General features: G+C 66.2%; 22 protein-coding genes. 10 read left to right on the top strand and 12 right to left on the bottom strand.

Annotated features, from left to right (window positions below; translation table 11 throughout):
* Positions 1-166: 166 nt before the first annotated feature.
* The 6 genes from ACS5PJ_RS04230 to ACS5PJ_RS04205 all read right to left on the bottom strand — a co-directional run bounded on the left by ACS5PJ_RS04230 (position 167) and on the right by ACS5PJ_RS04205 (position 7,021).
* Entirely contained in the window at positions 167-871 is a 705-nt protein-coding gene (locus ACS5PJ_RS04230) for a nucleotide exchange factor GrpE (RefSeq protein WP_439433669.1), read from the bottom strand.
* Positions 872-873: 2 nt separating this feature from the next.
* Positions 874-2,745: a molecular chaperone DnaK gene (dnaK, locus tag ACS5PJ_RS04225; RefSeq protein WP_439433668.1), complete on the bottom strand. Its 1,872-nt coding sequence runs from the start codon at positions 2,743-2,745 to the stop codon at positions 874-876.
* A gap of 224 nt (positions 2,746-2,969) precedes the next feature.
* Entirely contained in the window at positions 2,970-3,137 is a 168-nt protein-coding gene (locus ACS5PJ_RS04220; RefSeq protein WP_439433667.1) for a hypothetical protein, read from the bottom strand.
* Between the two features lie 15 nt (positions 3,138-3,152).
* A complete protein-coding gene (locus tag ACS5PJ_RS04215) occupies positions 3,153-3,614 on the bottom strand; it encodes a hypothetical protein (protein ID WP_439433666.1) in 462 nt (153 codons plus the stop codon).
* The gene (locus ACS5PJ_RS04210; RefSeq protein ID WP_439433665.1) at positions 3,611-6,136 is read right to left on the bottom strand and encodes a molybdopterin oxidoreductase family protein; all 2,526 of its coding nucleotides are present in this window, start codon (positions 6,134-6,136) and stop codon (positions 3,611-3,613) included. The genes ACS5PJ_RS04215 and ACS5PJ_RS04210 overlap by 4 nt, the downstream gene beginning before the upstream one ends.
* Before the next feature lie 147 nt (positions 6,137-6,283).
* A complete protein-coding gene (locus ACS5PJ_RS04205) occupies positions 6,284-7,021 on the bottom strand; it encodes a TetR/AcrR family transcriptional regulator (RefSeq protein ID WP_439433664.1) in 738 nt (245 codons plus the stop codon).
* Between the two features lie 137 nt (positions 7,022-7,158).
* Here ACS5PJ_RS04205 and ACS5PJ_RS04200 point away from each other — a divergent pair, with 137 nt between their 5' ends.
* A complete protein-coding gene (locus ACS5PJ_RS04200; RefSeq protein ID WP_439433663.1) occupies positions 7,159-8,088 on the top strand; it encodes an NAD-dependent epimerase/dehydratase family protein in 930 nt (309 codons plus the stop codon).
* Positions 8,089-8,101: 13 nt separating this feature from the next.
* Here ACS5PJ_RS04200 and ACS5PJ_RS04195 read toward each other — a convergent pair whose 3' ends face one another.
* The 3 genes from ACS5PJ_RS04195 to ACS5PJ_RS04185 form a co-directional block, all read right to left on the bottom strand.
* Positions 8,102-9,718, bottom strand: a complete 1,617-nt coding sequence (locus tag ACS5PJ_RS04195) for an MDR family MFS transporter (RefSeq protein WP_439433662.1) — start codon at positions 9,716-9,718, stop codon at positions 8,102-8,104.
* Positions 9,715-10,341: a TetR/AcrR family transcriptional regulator gene (locus ACS5PJ_RS04190; RefSeq protein WP_439433661.1), complete on the bottom strand. Its 627-nt coding sequence runs from the start codon at positions 10,339-10,341 to the stop codon at positions 9,715-9,717. The genes ACS5PJ_RS04195 and ACS5PJ_RS04190 overlap by 4 nt, the downstream gene beginning before the upstream one ends.
* 107 nt (positions 10,342-10,448) lie before the next feature.
* Positions 10,449-12,656: an MMPL family transporter gene (locus tag ACS5PJ_RS04185; protein ID WP_439433660.1), complete on the bottom strand. Its 2,208-nt coding sequence runs from the start codon at positions 12,654-12,656 to the stop codon at positions 10,449-10,451.
* Between the two features lie 157 nt (positions 12,657-12,813).
* Between ACS5PJ_RS04185 and ACS5PJ_RS04180 the strand changes: the two genes are divergently transcribed.
* The 5 genes from ACS5PJ_RS04180 to ACS5PJ_RS04160 all read left to right on the top strand — a co-directional run bounded on the left by ACS5PJ_RS04180 (position 12,814) and on the right by ACS5PJ_RS04160 (position 17,850).
* The gene (locus ACS5PJ_RS04180) at positions 12,814-13,329 is read left to right on the top strand and encodes a MarR family winged helix-turn-helix transcriptional regulator (RefSeq protein ID WP_439433659.1); all 516 of its coding nucleotides are present in this window, start codon (positions 12,814-12,816) and stop codon (positions 13,327-13,329) included.
* Positions 13,330-13,387: 58 nt separating this feature from the next.
* Positions 13,388-14,209, top strand: coding sequence for a methyltransferase domain-containing protein (locus tag ACS5PJ_RS04175; RefSeq protein ID WP_439433658.1), 822 nt, complete (start codon positions 13,388-13,390; stop codon positions 14,207-14,209).
* Between the two features lie 219 nt (positions 14,210-14,428).
* Complete coding sequence (locus tag ACS5PJ_RS04170) at positions 14,429-15,055, top strand: LysE family transporter (protein WP_439433657.1); 627 nt, start codon at positions 14,429-14,431, stop codon at positions 15,053-15,055.
* 115 nt (positions 15,056-15,170) lie between these two features.
* Positions 15,171-15,710 carry a low molecular weight protein-tyrosine-phosphatase gene (locus ACS5PJ_RS04165; RefSeq protein WP_439433656.1) on the top strand — a complete coding sequence of 180 codons (540 nt, stop codon included), beginning with the start codon at positions 15,171-15,173 and terminating at the stop codon, positions 15,708-15,710.
* A gap of 16 nt (positions 15,711-15,726) precedes the next feature.
* Positions 15,727-17,850, top strand: a complete 2,124-nt coding sequence (locus ACS5PJ_RS04160) for a chorismate-binding protein (protein ID WP_439433655.1) — start codon at positions 15,727-15,729, stop codon at positions 17,848-17,850.
* Between the two features lie 9 nt (positions 17,851-17,859).
* Here ACS5PJ_RS04160 and cls read toward each other — a convergent pair whose 3' ends face one another.
* Positions 17,860-19,332: a cardiolipin synthase gene (gene cls, locus ACS5PJ_RS04155; protein ID WP_439434105.1), complete on the bottom strand. Its 1,473-nt coding sequence runs from the start codon at positions 19,330-19,332 to the stop codon at positions 17,860-17,862.
* Between the two features lie 97 nt (positions 19,333-19,429).
* On the opposite strand from cls, the gene ACS5PJ_RS04150 reads away from it, so the two are divergent.
* On the top strand, positions 19,430-20,371 hold the full coding sequence (locus tag ACS5PJ_RS04150) for an aminodeoxychorismate lyase (RefSeq protein ID WP_439433654.1): 942 nt from the start codon (positions 19,430-19,432) through the stop codon (positions 20,369-20,371).
* Here the strand turns inward: ACS5PJ_RS04150 and ACS5PJ_RS04145 are convergent.
* The gene (locus ACS5PJ_RS04145; RefSeq protein WP_439433653.1) at positions 20,262-21,257 is read right to left on the bottom strand and encodes a helix-turn-helix transcriptional regulator; all 996 of its coding nucleotides are present in this window, start codon (positions 21,255-21,257) and stop codon (positions 20,262-20,264) included. The genes ACS5PJ_RS04150 and ACS5PJ_RS04145 overlap by 110 nt on opposite strands.
* Before the next feature lie 362 nt (positions 21,258-21,619).
* On the opposite strand from ACS5PJ_RS04145, the gene ACS5PJ_RS04140 reads away from it, so the two are divergent.
* The gene (locus ACS5PJ_RS04140; RefSeq protein WP_439433652.1) at positions 21,620-22,663 is read left to right on the top strand and encodes an NAD(P)-dependent alcohol dehydrogenase; all 1,044 of its coding nucleotides are present in this window, start codon (positions 21,620-21,622) and stop codon (positions 22,661-22,663) included.
* Positions 22,664-22,777: 114 nt separating this feature from the next.
* Positions 22,778-23,239 (top strand): NUDIX hydrolase, encoded by a 462-nt coding sequence (locus ACS5PJ_RS04135; protein ID WP_439433651.1) that lies wholly within the window; start codon positions 22,778-22,780, stop codon positions 23,237-23,239.
* A 10-nt stretch (positions 23,240-23,249) separates the two neighbouring features.
* Here ACS5PJ_RS04135 and ACS5PJ_RS04130 read toward each other — a convergent pair whose 3' ends face one another.
* Positions 23,250-24,788: a glycoside hydrolase family 43 protein gene (locus tag ACS5PJ_RS04130; RefSeq protein ID WP_439433650.1), complete on the bottom strand. Its 1,539-nt coding sequence runs from the start codon at positions 24,786-24,788 to the stop codon at positions 23,250-23,252.
* Positions 24,789-24,979: 191 nt separating this feature from the next.
* On the opposite strand from ACS5PJ_RS04130, the gene ACS5PJ_RS04125 reads away from it, so the two are divergent.
* On the top strand, positions 24,980-25,444 hold the full coding sequence (locus ACS5PJ_RS04125; RefSeq protein ID WP_439433649.1) for a pyridoxamine 5'-phosphate oxidase family protein: 465 nt from the start codon (positions 24,980-24,982) through the stop codon (positions 25,442-25,444).
* Position 25,445 lies beyond the last annotated feature (1 nt).

The following is a 25,445-nucleotide window of genomic DNA, read 5'->3' as shown; positions in this document are numbered from 1 at the left end:
GGCGTTTCCTTTCTCGTACTTCTTAAGGTTGTACCCACGCTCTCCGCGATACATGGGCCCCCGAGTGGCTTCGGGCCTGCCGTAGCGTGGCGGCTGCGGTCCGTAGGACCAAAGCCGCCACGCGAAGGGGCGGGGCCCCCTCATCCGCGGAGGCGGCAGGTGACCCTTACGTCGGAACTGCGACGATCACTTGTGCTGCGCGGAGGACGCGGTCGCCTGAGCGGTAGCCGGAGCGGAGGACCTGGCTGACGGTGTCAACTTCGATGTCCTCGCCGGGCTGCTGGATGAGGGCTTCGTGGACCGTGGGGTCGAACTCCACGCCCGTCTGATCGATCCGGACCAGGCCGTAGGTCTTCAGCGCGTTCTCCAGCTTGGTGGCGATCGCGGCGAAGGGGCCGTCGGTGAGGTCGCCGTGCTGCCGGGCGGCGTCGACGTCGTCCAGTACCGGCAACAGGGAGTTCAGGACGCCGATGACGGCCATCTCCCCTGCCACGGCACGGTCGCGTTCGACGCGCTTGCGGTAGTTGACGTACTCAGCCTGGAGGCGAAGAAGGTCGTTCTTCAGCTCCGCGGCTTCAGCATGGCCGGCTCCCTGGGCTACGGATTCGTCAGGGGGCACTTCGATGCCGTTGAGGATTTCCTCGGCCTGGGCCAGGGCGTCGCCGTCGGAATCCGCCGGTGCTGCAGCGTCCTGGGGTTCAGCGTGGTGCTCGCCCTCGGGGTGCCGTGCCCGCCCGGTCACCGGGTCAACCTTGCGGTTGTCCCGGATGACCGGCTCCTGGTGGCCTTCGCCCTGCTGGCGCTCCTGCCGCTCGCGGCTGTCCTGGCCCGCGGATGAGTTGTGCTCTTCCTCGTTACCGTGGTGCGGCATGGCTACTTCTTCGCTTCGTCTTCGTCGATGATCTCGGCGTCGACGATGTCTTCATCGGAAGCAGCCTTGTCGCCGGCCGGGGCCCCCTGGGCACCTGCAGCGCCCGTGGCGCCGTCAGGGGAACCTGCCTGGGCGTAGATGGCCTCGCCGAGCTTCGTCTGGGAAGCCTGCAGCTTCTCGAACGCGGTCTTCACTGCGGCGTCGTCGGTACCTTCGAGTGCCTTCTTGAGGGCGTCGACGTCGGCCTGGACGTCCGTCTTGACCTCTTCGGGCAGCTTGTCGGAGTTGTCCGCGATCAGCTTGTCCACGGAGTAGGCGAGCTGCTCGGCGGTGTTGCGGGTGTCGGTTGCCTCGCGGCGGGCCTTGTCCTCGGCTGCGTGCTCCTCGGCGTCCTTGACCATGCGGTCAATGTCTTCCTTGGACAGCGCGGTGCCGCCGGTGATGGTCATGGACTGTTCCTTGCCGGTGCCCTTGTCCTTCGCGGAGACGTGCACGATGCCGTTGGCGTCAATGTCGAACGTGACCTCGACCTGCGGGACGCCGCGCGGAGCCGGCGCGATGCCGGTCAGCTCGAACGTGCCCAGCGGCTTGTTGTCGCGGGTGAACTCACGCTCGCCCTGGAAGACCTGGATGGCCACGGACGGCTGGTTGTCATCAGCCGTGGTGAAGGTCTCGGAGCGCTTCGTGGGGATGGCGGTGTTGCGCTCGATCAGGTGCGTCATGACGCCGCCCTTGGTCTCGATGCCGAGGGACAGCGGGGTGACGTCGATCAGCAGGACGTCCTTGCGTTCGCCCTTGAGGACACCGGCCTGGAGTGCGGCACCGACGGCCACGACCTCATCGGGGTTGACACCCTTGTTCGGCTCCTTGCCACCGGCGAGTTCCTTGACGAGCTCGTACACGGCGGGCATACGGGTGGAACCGCCCACCAGGACGATGTGGTCGATCTCGGAGAGCTTGATGCCGGCTTCCTTGATGACGTCCTGGAACGGCTTCTTGGTGCGGTCCAGCAGGTCCTTGGTGAGGTCCTGGAACTTGGCGCGGGTCAGCTGCTCGTCCAGGTGGACCGGGCCGTCGGGGGTGACGGACAGGTACTGGAGGGAGACGTTGGTGCTGGTGGAGGAGGAGAGTTCCTTCTTGGCCTGCTCCGATGCCTCACGGAGGCGCTGCAGGGCGATCTTGTCCTTGGACAGGTCGATGCCCTTGACCTTGAGCTGCTTGAGCAGGTAGTCAACGACGCGCTGGTCCCAGTCGTCGCCGCCGAGGTGGTTGTCACCGGCGGTGGAGCGGACCTGGATGGTGGAGAAGTTGTCTTCGTCCTTGCCCACTTCGAGCAGGGAGACGTCGAACGTTCCGCCGCCGAGGTCGAAGACCAGGATGAGTTCGTCTTCCTTGCCCTTGTCCAGGCCGTATGCCAGCGCAGCCGCGGTGGGCTCGTTGACAATGCGGAGGACGTTCAGGCCTGCGATCTCGCCGGCCTCCTTGGTGGCCTGGCGCTGGGCGTCGTTGAAGTACGCGGGCACGGTGACGACGGCGTCGGTGACCTTTTCGCCCAGGTACGACTCGGCGTCGTTCTTCAGCTTCATGAGGATGCGGGCGGAGATTTCCTGCGCCGTGTACTTTTTGTCGTCAACGGAGACGGACCAGTCAGTGCCCATGTGGCGCTTGACCGAAGCGATGGTGCGGTCGATGTTGTTGACGGCCTGGCGCTTGGCGATCTCGCCGACCAGGACTTCGCCGGACTTGGAGAATGCAACGACCGACGGCGTGGTGCGGCCACCCTCGGCGTTGGCAATAACGGTGGGCTCGCCACCTTCGAGAACGGAGACGACGGAGTTGGTGGTTCCGAGGTCGATACCTACTGCACGTGACATGTGTTGCTTCCTTCTTTCTGTGGAAACCTGCGTTCCGCCCATTCATTGAGCGTTCTGGACTCAACTCTACTCGGGGGCGGAAAAGTGTCAAGGCAAAGTTGAGCGCACTTCACTCAACTTTGGATGTCGGCGTGATTCCTTGGCCGTGAAATCCGCGGAATCCCGGGTTCTTTTGGGCATGCCAAATGAAGCGGGCGAAGTGTTCGCTGTACGTGAACGGACTTCTAGGAATCCTTGTCCACATCCACCTGCGTCTCCCGGGCATCCTCCGGGGTACGGTCCGCGGCGTCGGCATGGGCGAACCCGGCGTCGTCGTACTGGTCGCCTTCGCCGTCCAGGCCGGGCTCGGTGCTCGCCTTCCGCGGCTTGCCTTCCGGGGCTGTCTCAGTCATGTCTGTCATCTCCTTTCAGCGTGCGGCCACCAGGGCCTGCGGGGCGGCCTGTTTCATCCTTGTTTGCAGCCATTGGAGCTGGATGGTCGTCTCAGAGTCGCACTTTTCCACCACCTCCAGGAGCTCCCGGTCCCGGAGGGCCGAGGCGGCCTGCTTGATCATGGACCAGGTGATGTCCACGAGGCTCGCCAGCAGGTAGAGATCCTGCAGGTCCCGCAACAGCCCCACCGGCCCGCTGCGCGTTTCGGCCAGGCCTTCTGCATGCAGCCGCTCAGGTTCATTTTCGGAGGTGTCCTCACCGTAGCGTTCGACGACGGGCCGCAGCCGCCGCTCATGCGCGTCGCATTGCTGCGCGAGGGTCAGGCACAGGAAGTGGACATCCGGTTCAGCGCCGTGCCCCTCTGCCACCTCGCGGTAGGACCGGGCCAGGGTTTCCTCGGCCTTGAGCAGCAGGCCCAGGTAGATCTTGAGGTTCATCGCGGGCCTCCGGTGGGATCCGGCGTGGCGGCATCGGAGCCCGTGGCTCCCGAGCTGATGGCGCCGGGAAACTCTGGTGGCGGGCCGGGGCTGAGGACCTCGGAGGCTTCGGCTTCCGCGCCTCCCGCAGTAGCCGGGACCCGGGCATCCCCGGCGGGCCGGGAGGCCGTGGTCGTGGGTGCCGGGGCGGGGCCGGCCGCCCCGGCGATCCGCTCCACCTTCACGGCCGCGTTCTTGAACACCGGCTGCTTGGAGACGGGATCCCACTCGGTGAGAGTCAGTTCATTGGCGGCCGTGGGGTGTGAGCCGGGCTCTCCGCTACTGTCCCAGTAGCCGTAGTGGAACGGCGCGAAAACAGTTCCGGGCCGTATGCCGCTGATGCGGACAGGGGCCTCGATCTTCCCCCTGCGGGAGGTAACCCTGACCACGTCGCCTTCGGAAATTCCCCAGGCTGCCGCGTCCTCAGGAGCCATCTCCACCCAGGCCTTAGGCGCCGCCGCGTTCAACGGTTTGGACCGGCCTGTTTTGGTCCGGGTATGGAACTGGTAGGCGGTGCGTCCGGTGGTGTACTGCAGCGGATACTCCTGGTCCGGCTCCTCATGGGGCGGCGCATAGGGCGCGCTGCGCAGGATGGCCCGGCTGGCCGGGGCCGAGGCCTGGTATTCAGCCGGCGGAATGGCGGCGCCGGTCAGGAGGTCGTGCCCGTAGTTTTCACAGTATTCAGGCGCCGTGGGGAACACGCCGTCCCCGTACAGCCGGACGCGGCCATCGGGGTTCTCCCCGTTGCACGGCCAGGGGATGCCGCTGCCGCCACGGAGCCGTTCGTAACTGATGGCCGTATAGTCGCAGGGCCGCCCCCGCGAGCACTCCTTCCAGGCTTCGAAGGCTTCCTCCGGCCCCGTCCAGCGCAGCAGCGGTTCCCCTTCCCTGGTCCTGAAGTCCATCCGGCGGGAGTAGTCCAGGAAGATCTCGAGGTCCGGCCGCGCCTCCCCCGGGGGTTCCACTGCCTTGTCCGAGAGGTGCACTGTGCGGTTGGCGTTGGTGAAGGTCCCGGTCTTTTCGCCCCATCCGGCGGCGGGAAGGACGACGTCGGCCGCCTGGGCGGTTTCGGTCAGGTACAGGTCCTGCACCACGAGGAAGAGTTCGGGCCTGGCCAGGATGTCCCTGATCCGAGGGAGCTCCGGCATGGAGACTGCGGGATTGGTGGCGGAGACCCACAGGAATTCGATGGACCCCTGCTCGGCGTAGCGGAAGATCTGCAGGGCATGCGTGGGGGGCGCCCAATGCGGGATGATGCCCGGATCCACGTTCCAGAGCCGGGCCAGGTCCTGGATGTGGTCCTCGTTCTCCCAGTTCCGGAAGCCCGGCAGGTCGCCGTCGGCCCCGCATTCCCGGTTGTTCTGGGCTGTCGGCTGGCCGTTCATCTGCAGTATCCCCGCGCCCGGGCGTCCCAGCATTCCGCGGAGCAGGTGCAGGTTGTTGACCTGGCAGGAGGCCGCGGTGGCCTGTGATGACTGGTAGAAGCCCTGCAGGACGGTGGAGAGCACCCGGTCCGAGGTGCCGAAGATCCTCGCCGCCTGCCGGATGTCCTCGGCTGCCACGCCGCAGGTTTCGGCTGCGGCCTCGGCAGTCCACGGTTCCACTGTCTGCCGGAGGTCCTCGAGCCCCAGCGTATGCTCGCCCAGGTAGCCGCCGTCCTCCCAGCCGTTGTGGAGGACCTCCCGGACCAGGGCATGCATCAGCGCCAGGTTGGTCCCCGGTTTTACGGCAAGGTGCACGTCGGCATGCCTTGCCACCTCGGTGTCCCGCGGATCCACGCAGACAACCAGGGGCCGGTCCGGTCCGGCAATCCTGTCCAGCACACGGGACCACAGGACCGTCTGGGTTTCGGCCATGTTGTGCCCGTACAGGAAGATGGCCTCGCAGTGGTCGATGTCCTGGTACGCCCCGGGCTGGCCGTCGGCACCGAAGGTTTCCTTCAGCGCGGCCGCCGCCGTGGCGGTGCACAGCCGGGTGTTGCCGTCCATGTGCGGGGTGCCGATGCCGGCTTTGCCGATCACGGCCAGCGCGTAATACTCCTCCAGGAACAGCTGGCCACTTGTGTAGAAACCGTGGCTGAGCGGCCCGCGTTCCTGCAGCAGTTGCCGGCTCCGGCCCACGATGCGCTCCATCGCCGTGTCCCAGCTGCACTCCACCAGCTGCCCGTTTTCGCGGATCAGCGGGCTGGTCAGCCGGTCCTTATGGGAGACACCCTGCCAGCTGGCGAAGAGGCCTTTAGGGCCCAGCCGGCCGTGGTTGACCAGGTCCCCTGCGCGGCCGCGGATTCCCACCATGGCGCCGTCCTTGACTGCGATGTCGCAGGCGCAGCCGTTGCTGCACAGGACGCAGGCCGACTGCACCCAGCGGTCCACGTCCTTTTCCGCCAAGCCGCCGGCGAGCGCCTGGTCAACACGCACGGGCCAAAGCCCATCGCGGGCATAGGGCGTCCGGCTTCCCCAGATCTCGGCAATTCGGTCAGCCATGCGGGCCTCCTGGACTTCACGACGGTGTGCGGCGGAGATTCAGTTGCTGTTGATCACGCTAGACCCGGAGGCCGGGCAGCGGAAGGGCAGCATGCTTAGCATCTGAGCCGGCCTGCAGATATTCGGGGGACGTCCGCAGGCGAACGCTTAGTTCCTGAGTCCGGCAATTCCTGCAAGGACGGCCAGATGGTGCTCGAACAGCTCGTCGCGGGCACTGAATGTCTCCGCCCCGTACTGGCCGAACACCTCGAAGCTCACCGTCCCGAACAGCGAAGTCCACACCAGCGCTCCGTTGGCCAGCACCCCGTCCGGCGTCTCAAGGCCAAGTTCGGCGCGGATGGCCGCCAGGTCTTTGGCCAGGAGTGAAGGCACGACGGCGGCACGCGGCTCCGGGGCCAGCGCACCTGCCCGGTAGGCAGCATCGACAATTCCGACCAGCCTGAAGATCACGCGCGTACCTGGCATTGTGGTCTGCCCGGCGGGAGCCCGGTACCCCGGCACCGGGCTTCCAAACAGGAGTCCGTAGCGGGCCGGTTCCGTCAAGGCCCAGTTCCGGACGGCCCGGCCGAGTGCCGCGAACCGTCCGGCAAAGTCATTCCCCGGCACCGCATACACCGCGGCGTCGACGGCGTCACCGAGCTCATCGTAGGCATCGACCAGTAAGAGCGTGAGGAGCTCGTCGCGGTTGGCGACGTAGCGGTAGACGGCCGAGGAAACGACGCCAAGGTCCCTCGCGACAGCCCGAAGCGACAAGGCTGCCGCGCCGTCCGTGGCCAGGTGCGCCCGCCCCAGCCGGACGATGTCCGCAATCGTCTGGGCGCGGGCACGTTCGCGCGGCGTCCGTGGTGGGGGGATGGTTTCCGTGTTGGCGCCTGGGTCCGTCATGGCTCCAGCATGCTGCACACGCCAGAGCAGCGTCAACATTTGAGAGCACTGCTCTTGACGGCTCCCGAAGCGGAGCCCAGAATAAAAGGAGAGCGCTGCTCTCATTGTGGGAGATAACGCTCATGGAGGAGAAAGTCATGAACGATTTACACGTGGTAACCGGGGCGGGCCCCGTCGGCTGGACCGTTGCCGGGCAGCTGGCGGAACAGGGAAAGAACGTCCGGATCCTGACCCGCTCGGGCAGCGGACCGGGGCATCCCCTCGTGGAGAGGCTTAAGGCGGACGTCAGGGATCCCGCACAGTTACGGCAGGCTTTTGAAGGGGCAGCTGCGGTGTATCACTGCATCCACGGCTCCTCCTACAGTGCCCAGGCGTGGCAGGCCGAACTTCCCGTGGCCGAGCAGACGGTGCTGGCCGCCGCAGGGGTGGCGGGCGCCGTCGTCGTCTTTCCTGAAAGCCTTTATTCGTACAGCAAGCCGGAGCGCCCCATGACGGAGGCGGGACCCCGGACCGCTACGGGGGGCAAGCGCGGCGTCCGGACCAGCCTGCTGGAGGCACGGGCCGCTTCGGCCACCAACACGGTCAGCATGGTGTCGGGCGACTTTTTCGGCCCGCGGGTGCGGATGTCGCACGCGGGAGAACGCCTGGTCCCCGCCGTGCTGGCCGGCAAAAAAGTGTGGGTCCTAGGCAGCGCCGACCAGCCGCACTCGTTCACCTATGTGCCGGACCTGGCCGCCGCCATGATCCACGCCGCCCGCACGCCGTCGCTGTGGAACAGGGTCTGGCACACGCCCACCGGGCCTGCCCTGACCCAGCGGCAGCTGGCGTCCGCGTTCACCGAGGCAGCCGGGGTGCGTGCGCCGCGGATCGGAACCATGCCCGCGTGGGCTATCCGGGCAACGGGTGTGTTCTCCAAGGATGTCCGGGAGCTGGAGGAAATGCTCTACCAGTTCGAGAAGCCGTTTGTGATGGACTCCGCCGCAAGCCAGGCCGCCCTGGGCCTGCACCCCACCCCGCTTCCCGAAGCCGCGGCGGCGACCGTGAAGTGGTGGCGGGCGCAGGATTAAACCCTGTGCAGGATTAACGCCTGGCGGCGACTGGCGCCTCCGCGTCGGCGTCGTCGGCCGTGATCAGTATGTTGCCCTCCGATATGGACTCGGACAGCACATCGTGCTCGACGGCGGTGGCCAGCGGCTTCTCCTTGACGAAGCACATCAGCAGGGCTGCGGCCAGGGCCAGCGGGACCATCCAGATGAAGATCGGCGTCAGGGCATCGTTGTACGAGGAGACGATGATCTCTTTGAGGGGCGCGGGCAGGGTACCGACGACGGCGGGCGTCAGTGAGTTGGACCCGCCGGGCGCCCCGCCGCCCTGGGCCGCGGCAGGAAGCCGTTCGACCAGGAGGGCCGCCAGCCGGCTGGCGAACAGGCTGCCGACGACGGCGGAGCCCAGGGTGGCGCCGATCTGCCGGAAGAAGTTGTTCGACGCCGTCGCGGTGCCGACTTCGCGGAGCGGGAACGAGTTCTGGACGATCAGGACCATGATCTGCATGCTCAGGCCGAGTCCCAGGCCCATGACGGCCAGGTAGGCGCAGATTTCCCAAAGCGGCGAGTCCGGCTTGAGGGTGGAGAGCAGCACCAACGCCGCTGCGACCAGTATGCCGCCGGCGATCGGCATCCATTTGTAGCGGCCGGTGCGGCTGACCAGCTGGCCCGAGACCACCGAGGCGACGAGCAGGGCGCCCATCATCGGGATCATCAGCAGGCCCGAATCCGTGGCGTTGACGCTGAATGCCATCTGCAGGTAGGTGGGCAGGTAACCGATGGCGCCGAACATGGCTACACCGATCAGCAGGCCGGCAATCGTGGCGAGGTTGAAGTTGAGGTCCTTGAAGAGGTGCAGCGGAATGATCGGCTCGGCCGTACGGCTCTCCACGAAGACAAAAGCGGCGGCGCTGACAACGGTGCCGGCGATCAGGCCCAGGATGATCGGGTCGGTCCACTGGTACTTGCTGCCGCCCCAGGTGGCGAAGAGGACCAGGCAGGTGGTGGCAATGGCCAGCAGCGCCATGCCGCCGAGGTCCAGCCGCGGCCTGCCGCTGTGCTTGGGCAGCTTAAGGAAGAAGAAAGCGCCGGCCAGGGCCAGCAAACCCAGCGGGATGTTGATCCAGAACACCCAGCGCCAGCCGGGTCCTTCCGTGAACCAGCCGCCCAGCAGCGGACCGGCGACGGACGCGATGGCGAAGACGCCGCCCATCATGCCCATGTATTTGCCGCGTTCCCGGGCCGGAACCACGTCGGCGATGACGGCCTGGGACAGGATCATCAGGCCGCCGCCGCCGAGGCCCTGGATCACGCGGCCGACGATCAGCGTACTCATATCGTTGGCCAGGCCGCCGACAACCGAACCGGCCATGAACAGCAGGATGGCCGCCATCAGGAGGGACTTGCGCCCCATCAGGTCGCCGAGCTTGCCGTAGATCGGCATGGTGACTGTGGAAGCCAGAATGAAGGCGGTGATCACCCACAGCATGTCGTTGACGCCGTGGAGTTCGCCCACGATGGTGGGCAGCGCCGTGCTGAGCACGGTCTGGTTCAACGAGGCCAGGAGCATCGAGAGCATCAGTCCCACGAACAGCAGGACGATGTGCTGCTTCCCGGCGGGCTTTCCCTCGGTGGGGAGTGCGTGGTTGGTCAAGAGAATTTCCTTTGCAGATGATGAAGAAGTGCCACCGCTGGAGCCAGGTCCTCGGGGGTGAGCCCTGTGGCGGGATCGAAATCGGGGGATTTTGCCCTGAAGCGGACGGGAACTGAGGCGAGCATGACGATCATCCGGGCAGTCTCCCCGGGGCTGAACCCTTCGGTGCCGCCCGACCAGGAGGGATCGTTGGCCAGCGCGTCAACGACGGCCTGGCAGGCCAGCGCTTCGGCCTTGGCGATGTACTCCATATGCTTCTGGAACAGGTTCGGGTACCGGTGCAGCAATTCGCGCCGCCGGGCAGCGTCCGTGTCCCCGATGGCGGAACGGCCGACGGCCACAAGCAGCAATGACACCTGGGCCAGGAGGTCCGGCGCACCGGTCAGCTTGGCTGATTCGTCAGGATCGAGCACAGGCTCGCGCAGGCCCAGGACGGCGTCTTCCTTCGAGGGGAAGTAGTTGAAGAAGGTCCGGGCAGATACGCCGGCGCTGTCCGCGATGGCCTCCACCGTTGCCTGGTCCAGTCCGCGCTGCTGGGCCAGGGAAGCGGCAGCCTCATGAAGCGCTGACCAGGTTTCCGCTTTGCGGCGCTCCCTCAGGCCGGGAGAAAGAACATTGCTCATGCAGCAATATTTGCACAACTGCAAATATTGCACAAATGCAAGTTTGCGCTGCTGCAGTTATCCACCGTCCGAAAGGTGGCTCCAGTCACGTGACGCGAAGGGCCGGCCTAGCGGCGGCCTGCGCCCTCCAGGTCCGTCTCGTGGCTGCCGCTGGCGTCCCGCTGAACGGCCGTATCCAGTTCAGGCCTGCCAAGCCTGCCCGGCCACCAGATGCGCGGGCCAATGTCGTACGCCAGCGCAGGAACCAGCAGCGAGCGCACCAGGACGGTGTCCAGCAGCACGCCGAAGGCCACGATGAATGCCAGCTGCACCAGGAACATGATGGGGATGATGCTGAGCGCAGCGAACGTGGCCGCCAGAACCACTCCGGCCGAGGTGATGACACCGCCGGTCACACCCAGTCCACGCAGGATCCCGGGGCGGGTCCCGTGCTTCAGCGACTCCTCGCGCACGCGGCTCATGAGGAAGATGTTGTAGTCCACGCCGAGCGCCACCAGGAACACAAAGCCGAACAGCGGGACGGTCGCATCTGCGCCCGGGAAGCCCAGGATGTTGTTGAAGACCAGGGCCGAGACGCCCATGGCAGCCCCGTAGGACAGGACCACGGAGAGCACCAGCAGGACGGGCGCCAGCACCGAGCGCAGGAGCAGCATCAGGATCACCAGGATGACCGCCAGCACGATGGGGATGATGATCACCAGATCGCGCTGGGCAGTGGTGTTGGTGTCCAGGGCCGTCGCCGTGACGCCACCCACCAGCGCGTCGGCATCGACCGCCTTCACCTGTTCGCGCAGGACCTTGACGGCATCCTCTGCCTCAATCGAGTCCGCCGCGTAGTTCAGGGTGGCGTTGATCAGCACCTTTCCTTCGCGGACATCCGGCGAGCTCGGCGCGCCGGGGGCTCCGGTGATGGGAACACTCCCCTGCGCCAACAGGTAAGCATCGCCGACGCCGTCGGCCGCCTTGACCTTTGCCAGTACCTCCTCGGCTTTGCCCTGGTCCGCAACCACGACGGCGGGGCTGCCGCTGCCGGCGTCGAAGTGGCGCGCCAGCGCGTCCTGGCCGTCCACAGCGTTGGAGGCCGAGAGGATGACGTCCGTCTGCGGCACACCGTTTGCTTTGAGCTGCAGAACCCCGGCCGAAGCGGCGAGCAAAAGCAGGACCGAAGCGATCCACACGGTGCGGGGGCGCCGGGCCACGAGCGAGCCCGTGGCCCGCCAGAGGCCCTTCTGCCCTTCCAGGCCCGTGACCAGTTCCGGCTCGCGCTCGTCGGCCGGAACCAGCTTGGGAACAAACGGCCAGAAGGCGGCCCGGCCCAGAAGCGCCATCAAGGCAGGCAGCAGGGTCAGCGCGGCAAAAAGCGAGCACAGGATGCCGGCGGCGGCCACCGGGCCAAGGGCCTTGTTGGAATTCAGGTCGGAAAAGAGCAGGCACAGCAGGGCGATGATCACCGTGGCGCCGGACGCGAGAATGGGTTCAAACGAAGCCTTCCAGGCAGTCAGCACGGCGGCGGTCCGGTTATGGGTGTGGGTGAGGGCCTCCCGGAACCGTGCCACGTAAAGCAGCGCGTAGTCCGTGGCGGCGCCGATCACCAGGATGGAAAGAATCCCCTGGCTTTGGCCGTTGAGCTGGATCCACCCGAGCTTGGCCATCCCGAACACCAGCAGTATCGCGGCGCACAGCGCAAACACCGAGGTCAGGAGGACGGCGATGGGGAGGAGGAGCGAACGGTAGACAATCAGCAGGATCACAAACACCGCACCGAGCGCCACCAGCAGCAGAAACCCGTCAATCCCGGCGAAAGCGCTCACCAGGTCGGCCGCGAGCCCGGCGGGACCCGTCACGTAGGTCTGCATTCCCTCCGGCGCCCCCTCGGCAAGGAAGTCGCGCAGCTCCTGGACGGATTCCTTCACTTCGCCCGAGGAATCGATGGGGGCAATGAACTGCACGGCCTTTCCGTCCTCGGACGGGATGGGCCCGATCACGGTACTGCCCAGCCCCAGGCCCTCAAGCCCGGCCTTCAGTGCCGCAAGTTCGCCGAGCCCAGCCGGGCTGATGGCAGCGTCATTCTCAATGACGATGACCGCCGGAACCTCGTCGGAGTCACGGAACCTGCTTTGCCAGTCCTGCGCCGCCGTGGCCTCTGCGCCCGCGGGAAGGAAGGAAGCCTGGTCGTTGGATGAGACCTCATCGAGCCGCCCGAAGGTGGGACCGCCGACTCCGGCAATGGCCAGCCAGGCCAGTACCAGCATCGCCGGAATGAGCCAGCGCAGCCAGAACGGAACCCGCACTTTGTGTTGGGGAGAGGATTTCATGATTCCTTCAGAGCTTGGGATCGGCGAGGGGGATACAATTGGTTCCATCATAGAGTATCTCCACGGTAGAGATAAATATCTTTTTTTGGGTTCTCCGAAAAAGTGCGTGGAGTAATATCCCTCAGGGCAACCAATCAGCACAAGGAGGAACGCTTAGATGGCAGAAGAAGCGTTCCAGCGCCCGGAAAACAGTGCCCCCCAGGCCTTGGTGCGGCTCCTTCAGGACTTCACCCTCGAGGCCAACCGGTATGTGGATACGGCCGGGGCGCGCAACGACATGCACCGCACCGACCTCAACGCCCTTGCCGTCATCATGCGGCATTCCGCCAAGGGCACCGTGGTCACCCCGGGCATCCTGAGGAAGGAACTCCACCTCAGCTCCCCCGCCACCACAGCACTCATCGACCGGCTGGTCCAGTCCGGGCATGTCATCCGCGAGCGGGTCGGCTCGGACCGCCGGCAGGTCCAGCTCCGCATGACCCCCAAGGCCTTCCAGGACGGGGGCGCCATGTTCATGCCGCTCTCGCGGCACATGGGGACAGCCATGGCCGCCTTCGGAGAGCAGGAACTCGAGACGGTGACGCGCTTCATGACCGCAATGGTGGAGGCCACCATCGCGGCCCGGCAGGAAGCGTCCGACGGCGGCCCCGCATCACCCGCGCAGCCCGCCTAGGCTGACACCACGACGGCGGCTCCTCCCCTTCAGGTCCCTGCGGCGGTAGCGTTTGGTTATGAGCGCGCAACAGCCGGGAGACGACGATGTGTACACGCACGGCCACCACGAGTCGGTGGTCCGTGCCCACGCCGCCAGGACCGCGGAGAACTCTGCGGCCTTCGTCATTCCGCACCTCACTCCGGGCATCAGCGTGCTCGACGTCGGATGTGGACCGGGAAGCATCACCTGCGATTTCGCGGGCCTGGTTTCCCCCGGCAAGGTGACCGGGCTGGACAGGTCCCCGGACATCATCAGCCAGGCCACAGCACTCGCCGCTGAACGCGGCGTGGCCAACGCCGAGTTTGTGGCCGGCAACATTTATGACCTGGATTTCGAGGACGAAACATTCGACCTCGTGCACGCCCACCAGGTCCTGCAGCACCTGACCGACCCGGTTGAAGCGCTGAGGGAGATGCGGCGAGTGGCGAAGCCGGGCGGAATTGTGGCGGTGCGCGACGCCGATTTCCACGGCATGAGCTGGTACCCCGCCATCCCCGAGCTGGACGAATGGATGGAGCTGTACCAGCGGATTGCCCGCCGCAACGGGGCAGAACCCGACGCCGGCCGCCGCCTGGTCTCCTGGGCCCAGGCCGCAGGGTTCACCGATGTTGCCCCCACCAGCAGCAACTGGCTGTACGCGACCGGTCAGCAGCGGCGTTGGCAGGCACGGGTCTGGGGCGAGCGGGTGCTTCACTCAGCCTTCGCGGAGCAGGCACTTGAGTATGGCTTCGCCAACCCCGCGGACCTCGCGCGGATCTCGGCAGGCTGGCACCGCTGGGGGTCCACCGACGACGGCTGGTTCCTGATTCCGAACGGTGAGGTCATCGCCCGGGCCTGATGCCTTCCGGATCAGGCCTGGGCTTTTCCACATAGCCAAACATGGAGGGTACGGGAGCAGCGCGGGGCGAATAGCCTCAAAAGCATGATCATTCATTCAAGAAGCGCACGCGCTGCGAATCCGTGCCCATCAGCGCGGATTCCTCATGATCGGGCATTTGGGCCTTGAAGAGACCGAATACATGTCCAATGGTCCGCACTACGGCACTAAACTTGGCTGGTGCAATTCTCCCTTTGGCTCGCATTGGCGGGCGCCGGCGTCCTGATCAGTTTCACTCCGGGCGCGGGTGCCATCAACACGATGAGCAACTCGCTGACGTCCGGGTTCCGACGGTCCATCTGGGGCATCCTGGGTCAGCAGGCGGCCCTTGTGGTGCACGTGGTCATCGTGGCATTGGGCGTGGGGGTCCTGGTGGCGAGTTCCCCGGTGGCCTTCAACGTGATCCGTTACGCCGGCGCAGCCTACCTGGTGTACCTCGGCATCCGGCAGTTCCTCAGCAAGCCGGACCTGGACCAGGAACGAGCCGCCGCTCCGCCGGGAATCGAGCCAGCGTGGTCAATGTTCCGGCGCGGCCTCTGGGTGAACCTGCTGAACCCCAAGGCGATCGTTTTCTTTCTCGCCTTTATGCCGCAATTCATCCGGCCGGAACAGCCTCTGCTGGCGCAATACCTGGTCCTCACCGCCACCGTCGTGGCGATCGACATCCTGGTCATGTGGTTCTTTTTCGCCTTGGCCGCCAAGTCGTTCCAGCGCTTCACGCACGACGCCCGGGGCCAGAAGACCCTCAGCCGGATTTTCGGCGTCCTCTTCGTCGGAGTGGGCATTCTCCTGGCCTTGATCCACTAGATCACAGCCACCCGGCCAGCCGTTTGACGGAATATTTCGAGCGCTTGACTAAATCTGTAAGACTATGCGAACAGCCGCTAGCCAAGACCGTCCTCCATCCTTCATGCTTAGCTCCATGAACTCATCGTCGAGCCCATATCGCATCATCGCCGTATGCACGGGCAATATCTGCCGGTCGCCCATGGCCGAGCTGATGCTGTCAGCGGCGTTTCTCGCCGAAGGACTTGACGGCCAGGTGATGGTGGACTCGGCAGGCACCACCGGTTACGAGGCAGGGCGGCCCATAGACCCCCGGGCCGCCAGAAGGCTGGCCATCACCCAGCTCAGCTCGGAACACCACGTTGCCCGCGAATGGAAAATGCCTTGGTTCCGCGAAAGGGACCTGATCCTGGCGCTGGACGTCGACCACTACGCCTGGCTGCGCGATGCAGCGCCGGACCAGGAATCCATGAACAAAGTCCGCATGCTCCGCAGCTTCGACCCCGCAGTCATCGGCAGTGACCTCCTGGATCAGGGCATCGAGGATCCCTGGTACGGCGGCCAAGCCGATTTTGATGCCGCCTGGCAGCAGATCCATGGCGCCGTTCCCGGCATCGTCGGGCACGTCCGCAAGGTCCTCCGCCAGGAGGCACCGCGCCGGCAGCTGATCCGGTAGCGGTACGCTCTATTTCATGACCCCCGCACCTGTGATCATCGCCATTGACGGGCGATCCGGCGCAGGGAAGACCACTCTCGCCATCGAGCTCGCCGCGCTGCTGCGGAATCACCATAAGGTGGCGCTCTTTCACCTCGAGGACATCTACCCGGGCTGGAACGGCCTCACCGCCGGGATCGAGCGCTATGTGACGACCGTGCTGACGCCATTGAGCCGCAGCGAACCAGCCAGTTGGATCAGCTGGGATTGGGTCAACCACTACGACGGCGACGCCCGGGTCACCCTTCCCGCCGAGATTGTCATCGTCGAGGGCGTTGGGGCCGCCGCCAAGCAGGCAAGGCCCCTGCTCAGCGCCGTCATCTGGGCCGATTCGCCGGACAACGTGCGCAGGAAGCGGGCCCTGGAGCGCGACGGCGGCACGTATGAACCGTTCTGGGACCAGTGGGCCGCGCAGGAGGATGACTGGCTCGCCGACGACGACGTCCCCCACCACGCTGATATCCGGGTACTCAACAAGGCCGATGGTTCCGCACCCGTGGACGTCCTGCAGGCCCTGAGCTACGTGCCGGCCCTTGGACCGGCGCTGATCCCGGAGCTTGCCACCCGCCGGGGCCTCAAGCTCAGGGCGGAGCGCCTGAAGTCCAGACCGGACGCCCCGACGCTCTTCACAACGCTCTACGGCGGCTCCCCCAACGCCGTCTGGCTGGACTCCTCCAACGCCGCAGCACCGGCGGCTGAGCCATCCCCCGCCACCCCTGAACGGTCCCCTGCCAGGGAGCGCAGCCGCTTCAGCATCCTCGCGGACGACGCCGGAACCTACGGCCAGGCGGTCACCCACCGCTCAGGCGAAAGCCGGATCACCGCCGGCTCCGCCACTGCCCGGGTGCACGGCCCCTTCTTCCGCTGGCTGGATACAGTCTGGGGACGCAGGGCAGTGCGCACCCCTGACGGCTACGCCGGCGACTTCACGCTCGGCTGGCTCGGCTGCCTGGGCTATGAGCTCAAGCGCGAGACCGGAGGAACGGACGTCACCTCACCAACCCCTGACGCTGCCCTGATCTTCGCGGGCCGCGCCGTGGTCCTGGACCACGTGGAGGGAACAGCCTGGCTGCTCGCATTGGAGGCTCCTGACGCCGATGAGTGGCTGACGGACGCCCGCCGGGCGGTGGCGGCAGCGGGAGCAGTCCCGTGCGGCAGCAGCGGCGTCGTCCTTCCCGGTACTGGCGCTGCCCCTTCCGGCAGTGGCGTCATCCCCGGCAGCATCGCGTTCAGCAGCCGCGACACCGAACAGGCCTACAAATCCAAGGTTTCTGCGGCCCAGCACGAAATCCATGAGGGGAATTCGTACGAGGTCTGCCTCACCACCACCATGACTGCCCGGACGCCCGCCGAAGCGGCCCCGCCATGGCCGACGTACCTGGCGCTGCGGAAGAAGAACCCCGCCCCGTTCGCCGGCTACCTGCGGTTCGGCGGCCTGACGGTGGCCAGCACCTCACCGGAGCGGTTCCTGAAGATCACCTCCGACGGCGGCATGCGGGCCGAACCGATCAAGGGCACCCGCCGCCGGGGTGCTGACCCCGAGAGTGACAGGCAGTTGCATGAGGAGCTGGCGACGTCCCTGAAGGACCGGGCCGAGAACATCATGATCGTGGACCTCCTGCGGAACGACCTCAGCCACTTCGCCGAACCCGGCACCGTCACGGTCAGCAGGCTGTGCGAGATCGAAAGCTACGCAACCGTTCACCAGATGGTCAGCACCATCGATGCGCAGTTGCTGCCCGGTTCACCGCGGGCCGAAGCGGTGGCCGCATGCTTTCCTGCCGGCTCCATGACCGGCGCCCCGAAAATCAGCACCATGGCCATCCTGGACCGGCTGGAGGGAGGGCCGCGCGGACTGTACTCCGGCGCGATCGGCTACTTCTCGCTGAACGGCGCCACGGACCTGGCCGTCTCCATCCGCACCCTCGTCACCACCACGGACCCGGGGAACAGCGGCAACGCTGAGCCGTGGGCCCAACTGACTCTCGGCGTCGGCGGTGCCATCACGGCAGACTCGGTGCCGGAGGAGGAATACGACGAGATCAGGGTGAAAGCCTACGGCGTGCTCTCCGCACTGGGCGCAGAATTCCCCGCCGGCTGATCCCGCCTGCTACTGGACGGTTGCTGTCAGCCGCGCCACGTTGTCGACGTACCGGGCAGCCAGCGGGCGCCGCACCCAGTCCTTGAGCAGGAGTTCGCTGGAAATGTCCCGATAGGTGTTTTCCACCGCGCGCATGCCATTGACGATGTCCGCGCCGAGCAGCATCACCGAAACCTCCATGTTCAGCGAGAAGGACCTCATGTCCATGTTGCTCGAACCAAGGACGGCCACTTCGTCGTCGATGGTGAAGTGCTTGGCGTGGAGAACAAAGGGCGCCTGATAGAGGTAGATCCGGACGCCGGCCTCCAGCAGTGCCTCGTAGTAGGAGCGCTGGGCGTGGTGGACCAGGAACTGGTCGCCCTTCTCGGAGACGAACAGCTCCACATCCACACCGCGCTGGGCGGCGGTGGTGATGGCGTAGAGCAGGGAGTCGTCCGGAACGAAGTACGGGCTGCAGATCGAGATCCGGTGCTGCGCGGAGTAGATCAGGGTGTTGAACAGGCGCAGGTTGTTCTCGGTGATGAATCCGGGGCCGCTGGGCACCACCTGGGCGGTGACGTTGCCCGGTTCCGGGTTGGCAGGGAGCTGCAGCTGGTGTTCGAGGGACTCGTCGGTTTCGCTGAGCCAGTCGGTGGCGAAGACCACGTTCAGGGTGGTGACGATCGGTCCGCGCAGGGAAGCCATCAGCTCCACCCATTCGCGGCCGGCCTTGCGGTGCCGCTTGTTGTTGTAGGACGGCTCAATCAGGTTCTGCGAGCCCGTGAAGGCGATTTCGCCGTCGATCACCATGATCTTGCGGTGGTTGCGCAGGTCCGGACGGCGCCACTGGCCTTGGGTGGGCAGCAGAGGGAGCATCCGCTTCCACTGGATCTTGCCTGCTTTGAGCCGCTTGAGGAGGTTGCGGTATCCCGGGACCCGGAGTGTGCCGATGTGGTCGAACAGGACACGGACTTCCACGCCGCGTTCGGCAGCCTCCTCGAGGGCGGTCAGCAGATCGTTGGTGATGTGGTCGGTGCTCATGATGTAGAACTCGGCGTTGACGAACTTTTTGGCTTTTCGTACGGCCTCGGTCATGGCCAGGATCGAATCGGGATAGCCGGGGATGAGTTTGACGGAGTTGCCGTCCACCATCGGCAGGGAACCCAGCCGGCGGTTGAGTTCACCGGCGGACTTCACCCATTCCGGGCCCGGGTAGTCACTTTCGACGTCGGCGAGCGCCGAGATGCCCGAGCGCACCCGGGTGTTGACGATCTCCTGCTGCTGCCGGCGCCTGCTGGAAAGTTTGAAGTTGCCGAAGAGCAGGAAGAGGATCAGGCCAACGAACGGGACGAAGAAGATGCCCAGCAGCCACGCCATGGCGGTGGTGGGGCGCCTGTTGCCGGGGATGATGCCAACGGCCAGGACCCTGATCACCAGGTCGGCCACGCCAAGCAGCACCACAACCCATCCCGGAGCGGTACCCCAAAGCGAAACTGGCCACAGCACTCGATTTAACCCCCGCAGTGAGCACCCCGGCGGACGGATTCCACCAGGGCAGTGACCCCAGCTTATCGGCGTCGGGCCCGACTAAGCTGGAGCCATGACTTCTCCTGCCACTGTGGTGCTTGTTTTTCTGGACCCGGAGTTTCCGGCCGGCCGGCTGGCCGATGCTTCCCGGCCGCAGCTGCTGGCCACGGACCAGGGGGCCACCCGCGGGGACGGCGTGTTCGAGTCGATGCTGGCGGTGGGCGGCGCGGTACGGAAGCTGCAGGCCCATCTGGACCGGCTTGGCGGCTCGGCGAAGGTCCTCGATCTGGTGATCCCGGGCCAGGACCGGTGGCGGGCGGCCATCGAAACGGGTGTGGCCGAGCACCGCGCGAAACATCCGGCGCCCGCCGACGCCGAGGACGAACTGGTGGTCAAGCTGGTGGCCACCCGGGGCGTGGAGGGCGCGGACACCCCCACCTGCTGGGTGCAGGTCTCGCCGGTGGGCGCAGCGGGACGCCGCCAGCGTGAGACCGGCATTGACGTCATTCTGCTGGACCGCGGCTATGACAGCGACGTCGCCGAACGCGCGCCGTGGCTGCTGCTAGGCGCCAAGACGCTCTCTTATGCAGTGAACATGGCTGCCCTGCGCCATGCCCGCAAGCAGGGGGCAGACGATGTCATCTTCACCTCATCGGACGGCCGCGTCCTGGAGGGCCCCACCTCCACTGTGCTGTTGGCGCACCTGGAAACGTCCGACGACGGTGCAGGCGGCATCCGTACGGTCCGGCGCCTCATCACGCCGCAGCTGGACAGCGGAATCCTGCCGGGAACCTCCCAGGGGGCCCTGTTCACCGCTGCCAAGGCGGCCGGCTGGGAGCTGGGTTACGGCCCGCTCGAACCGCGGGACCTGCTGGATGCCGACGCCGTATGGCTGATTTCCAGCATCAGGCTCCTGGCTCCGGTGAATCACATAGACGGCAAGGAAATCGGGACGCCTGCCGTGCAGAAGCAGTTGACCGCCGAGCTTGACGCCCTGTACGCCGGGATCCAGTAGCGCTCTCCTTGGTCGCGGCGCCTTCCTGTGATGCCGCCCAGCTGCTGAGGAGTTTTAGGGCGTCCTGGGTTGCCGAGCCCGGCTCGGCGCCGTAAACCACCAGCGAGAGGCCCGGGTCCGCGGGAAGGTCCATGGCCTCGAAGGTGAGCTGGAGGTCACCCACCACCGGGTGGTGGATGGCCTTGAGCCCGGTGCGGTGATAGCCCACGTTATGGGCAGCCCACAGCGTACGGAACCCGGTGCTCTGCACGGACAGCTCCCCCACGAGGTCCGCGAGTGCCTTGTCGTAGGGATTGCGGCCTGCTTCCTGGCGGAGGTTGGCCACCAGGTCCCCCGCGGCGCCCTCCCAGTCCGGAAAAAACATCCGGGCACGCGGGTTGAGGAACACAAACCGGGCAAGGTTCGCGGGCCGGGCCGGGTCCGCATAGATCTCGGAGTAGAGCGCATAGCCCAGGACGTTGGCGGCGAGCATGTCACGCCGCCCGTTGCGGACGAACGCGGGCACGTCGGCCATGGCGTCGAGGATCCGCTGCACCGGCGGACGTACGGGCTGCCGGGCGGGCCGGCGGCGCGGGCGTGCGGGCGCGCCGGCGGCCCGGGCTAGGTGCAGGAGGTGTTCGCGTTCGGCGTCGTCGAGCTGGAGTGCCCGGGCAAGGGCTTGGAGCACGCTGTCCGAAACGCCTGAGAGGTTCCCGCGCTCCAGGCGGATGTAATAGTCAATGCTCACCCCGGCCAGCATTGCGACTTCCTCACGGCGAAGGCCCGGCACCCTCCGGCTGCCCCCATAGGCGGGCAGCCCGGCCTGATCGGGGCTGATCCGCGCACGGCGGGTGGACAGGAAGTCACGGATCTCGGCGCGGCTGTCCAGGTTGGGCTGGGTTTCCATGCCACTACGCTAGACCGCCGCTCCAGAACGTGGGAGGCCCTGCCAGTACCCGTATCAGCAGGGCTCTGTCATCGATAACACCTTCGCCGTTGTGCGCGACGGCGGTGCAGTTGGTAGGGTGGAAGCCGCCCAGTACACCGAAGTGCCCATGGACTTCGGCACCGTGATGCGGAACATCGGCTCACCGGCGGCGTCGCCCCCGCCGGGGCCTCCATCGAAGAACTGATGCCCGGACATCCCAGCGGAAAGTCGAGCCAGGCAAGGTCTTGACCGCACCGTCGCCTCGATGACGGGCCGCCCGCCTGCTGAACTGAACCCCTCCCCACGGCCGTAACCACTCGAATAATCAGCACTGGAGAAGAATGCTTACCGTAAACGCTTACGCTGCACCGTCCGCAACCGGGGACCTCGTCCCCACCACCATCGAACGCCGCGACGTCGGCCCCCACGATGTGCTCATCGACATTAAGTTCGCCGGCATCTGCCACTCAGACATCCACACCGTCCGCGGCGACTGGGGACCCCAGAGCTATCCGCTGGCGCCCGGCCACGAGATTGCCGGCATCGTCACCGAAGTCGGGGCCGAGGTGACCAAACATCAGGTGGGCGACCGCGTCGGTGTCGGCTGCATGGTGAACTCCTGCCGCGAATGCGCCAACTGCCTTAAGGGCGAAGAGCAGTACTGCCTTGCCGGAAACGTGGGCACCTACGGCGCAGTGGACCGTGACGGCACCATCACCCAGGGCGGCTACTCCACCCACGTCGTCGTTACCGAGGACTTCGTGGTGGGAATCCCCGAAGGCATCGAACTCGACGTCGCCGCTCCCTTGCTGTGCGCAGGCATCACCACTTACTCCCCCTTGCGCCACTGGGGCGCCGGGCCCGGCAAGAAGGTCGCCGTCGTCGGACTGGGCGGACTGGGCCACATGGCCGTCAAGCTTGCGCACGCCATGGGCGCCGAGGTCACCGTGCTGTCCCAGTCGCTCAAGAAGCAGGAAGACGGCCTCCGCCTGGGCGCGGACCACTACTACGCCACCAGCGACGAGAACACCTTCGCCGACCTCTCCGGCAGCTTCGACCTGATCATCAACACCGTCAGCGCCTCGATCGACATCAGCTCCTACCTGCAGCTGCTGACCCTCGACGGCGCCCTGGTGAACGTCGGCGCCCCGGCGGAACCGCTCCCGGTGAACGCCTTCGCCCTCATCATGGGACGCCGGTCCTTCGCCGGTTCCATGATCGGCGGAATCCGCGAAACCCAGGAAATGCTGGACTTCTGCGCCCAGCACGGGATCGGTTCCGAGATCGAGGTCATCCCGGCCGGCAAGATCAACGACGCCTACGAGCGGGTCCTCGCCTCGGACGTGCGCTACCGCTTCGTGATCGACACCGCGACGCTGAGCTGACCCTTTAAGCTGACCCGCCAGGGTTGAGCGAACGGAGGCGGGCACCGGCAAGGTGCCCGCCTCCTTGCTGTCCGCGTCCCGTCCCAGGTATAGCCTTGGCAGGGAGGAACGAAAATGGCTGTTCGAAGTGCAGGAATCCTGTTGTACCGGCGGGGAGCAGACGGGCTGGAGTTTTGGCTGGCCCACATGGGCGGACCGTTCTGGGCCCGCAAACCGACCCACTCCTGGTCGATCCCCAAAGGCGAGTACGGGGCCGAAGAGGATCCGCTGCCGGCAGCGCTGCGGGAGTTCGCGGAGGAGATCGGCACGCCGCCGCCGGCCGTGGACTACCTTCCTTTGGGCGAGTTCAGGCAGCCTTCAGGGAAAATCATCACAGTCTTCGCAGCTGAGTCTGACTTCCAGCCTGAACAGATTGTGAGCAACACCTTTCCGCTCGAATGGCCCAGGGGATCAGGCAACATCCAGGACTTCCCCGAAGTGGACGATGCCCGCTGGGTGGCAGAACCGGATGCGCGGATCAAGCTCGTCAAGGGCCAGATTCCGGTGCTGGATGCGCTCCTGAAGCATCTCGGGTAAGCCCCTAGCCCTAGGGATTTTTGGCTGAATACACGAAGCGCTCGAGGATGGCGGTTCCGCTGCCGGCTGACACCCCGATGACCCGCCCGGTGAATCCGCCGGCCACCTCCGTGGACAGGTAGCGGCCGTCGAGCCGGCCAAGCTCCACCAACTGCCCGCCGGCGTCAAGGAATCCGAGAGACACCTCGTCCGGCCCGAAGTTCTTGCCGGGCCGGCCGGCGAGAGGTGCCGGGGCACAGGCGATCTGCAGCTCCAGGGGCGCCCCGCCAAGGCGGTGTTCCGCCGTCGCGATTTCCTGCTGGAGCGGGCCGATCCTGGCCAGCGCGCGCACGGTGTCACCGTCAACCCGGACGGCATACCAATGCGAGTCGTCGATCCTGAGCACCAGTTCTGCTGCACCGTCCACCGGCCGGACAAGGGCGCACGCCACCCACGCCTCGTCCCGCACCCTCGTGGCGAGCAGCGGGGCACGTTCTGCTGCGGCGTCCTCACCCGCGCCTGAAAGGCGAAGGCCGGCGCCGGGGACGTGACTGGCGAACGATGCCGGATCGTTGCCGGGCGAGATCCACCTCGGGTGCAAAGCGCCGCCGGACGCGAAGTCATCCGTAAAGGAGGTGTCCGCCGCCGGCACGGTGAAGCGATCCTCCTCAAAGCGGGGCCAGCCGTCCTGCCACGTAATGCCTGCAAGGAACGTCTCCCGGCCGAGCACGTGATAGCCCGGGCTGGAACCCCGGATCCGTACGCCCAGGTGCACGGCAGCCCAGCCGCCATCGGGGCCTTCCACCAGGTCCGCGTGGCCCACGTTCTGAATGGGGGTGTCCAGGCTGCGGTGGCTGAAGACCGGGTTGTCCGGGTGCGGTTCGAAAGGCCCGGACGGGGATGTGCTCCGGCTGATGGAAACTGCGTGGCCCCGCTCCGTGCCGCCTTCGGCAATCATCAGATACCACCAGCCGCCTCTCTGGTACAGGTGCGGGCCCTCGGGGTGGGCAAGGCCCGATCCCTGCCAGAGCTTCCTCGGGCTTTCGAGCAGTCTGCCCTTCGCCGGGTCCAGGCGGGCCTGGACCACTCCGGAGCCGCCCTCATCCGGCCCGAACCCAAGCCAGGTGAGGTAGCAGGTGCCCTCGTTGTCCCAGGCGATGTCCGGATCGATGCCCGGTGTTCCCGCAATCGGCACGGGCTCGCTCCACGGCCCGGCGGGATTCCCAGCGTGGAAGAGCAGGTGGCCGCCGCCAAAATCGCTCATGTTGGTGGTCACGAACCAGAAGAGCCCGTCATGATGGCGCAGCGTGGAACCGAAGATGCCGCCGGACCGGCGCCTGTCGCCGGCCGCGAACTGGCTTCGGCGGGTCAGGATGTTTCCGATCTGTTCCCATTGGACCAGGTTGCGGCTGTGGAAGACGGGCGCCCCGGGGAAATACTCGAAACTTGATGTGGCCAGATAGAAGTCTTCCCCCACGCGGCAGATGGTGGGATCAGGAAAGAAGCCCGGGATAACGGGCGTCAGAGAGCCCGGTTGAGGGCCTCCCCTGCCTGCGCTGCTGTCTGTCACGTGAGCTTCTTCCGCTCTGCACCGGGGGCCTGTGGCTGTCAACAGGCCGGGAGCTTTCACCGTACCTGCCGGCGCAGGATGGCGAGGCGCATGGTTCCAATGACCGGAAGGATGAAATTTGGCCCACTGAATTTAACCAACAGCCGGTCAGGCCCTGTTGGGCCGGGAGTCCGGGCCGTAAGGTGTGGTGCATGAACTCGCACACGGAGCCGAACATCAATCTGACGTTTGACGAATGCTGGGAACTGCTCGCGGACGACGCCGTGGGGCGCCTGGCCCTTGTGGTGGACGATCATCCGGAGATCTTTCCGGTGAACTACGCCCTGGACCGCAGGAGCATCGTGTTCCGCACCTCTGCCGGGACCAAGCTGTGGGTCGCCTCGTCACAGAGGCCTGCAGCGCTGGAAATCGACGGCTATGATCCCCACACAGAGGAGGCCTGGAGTGTGGTGGTGCGCGGTGAGACTGCGCTGATCCTGGACCAGGCTGAAAAGGACGCCGTTGACGCCCTCAAACTCGAGCCCTGGCAGCCCGGGAGCAAGGACCATTACATCCGGCTGACGGCCCGGGCGCTGACCGGCCGCCGTTTCAAAGTCAACAAGCCCGATGTCTGGAACACCAGGCTGTCCGACCGGCGCCGGGCGTCGTTCGAATAAC

This window comes from Pseudarthrobacter cremeus, from assembly GCF_051857465.1.
Lineage (GTDB): Bacteria > Actinomycetota > Actinomycetes > Actinomycetales > Micrococcaceae > Arthrobacter.
This window is presented reverse-complemented; position numbering and strand designations above follow the sequence as displayed.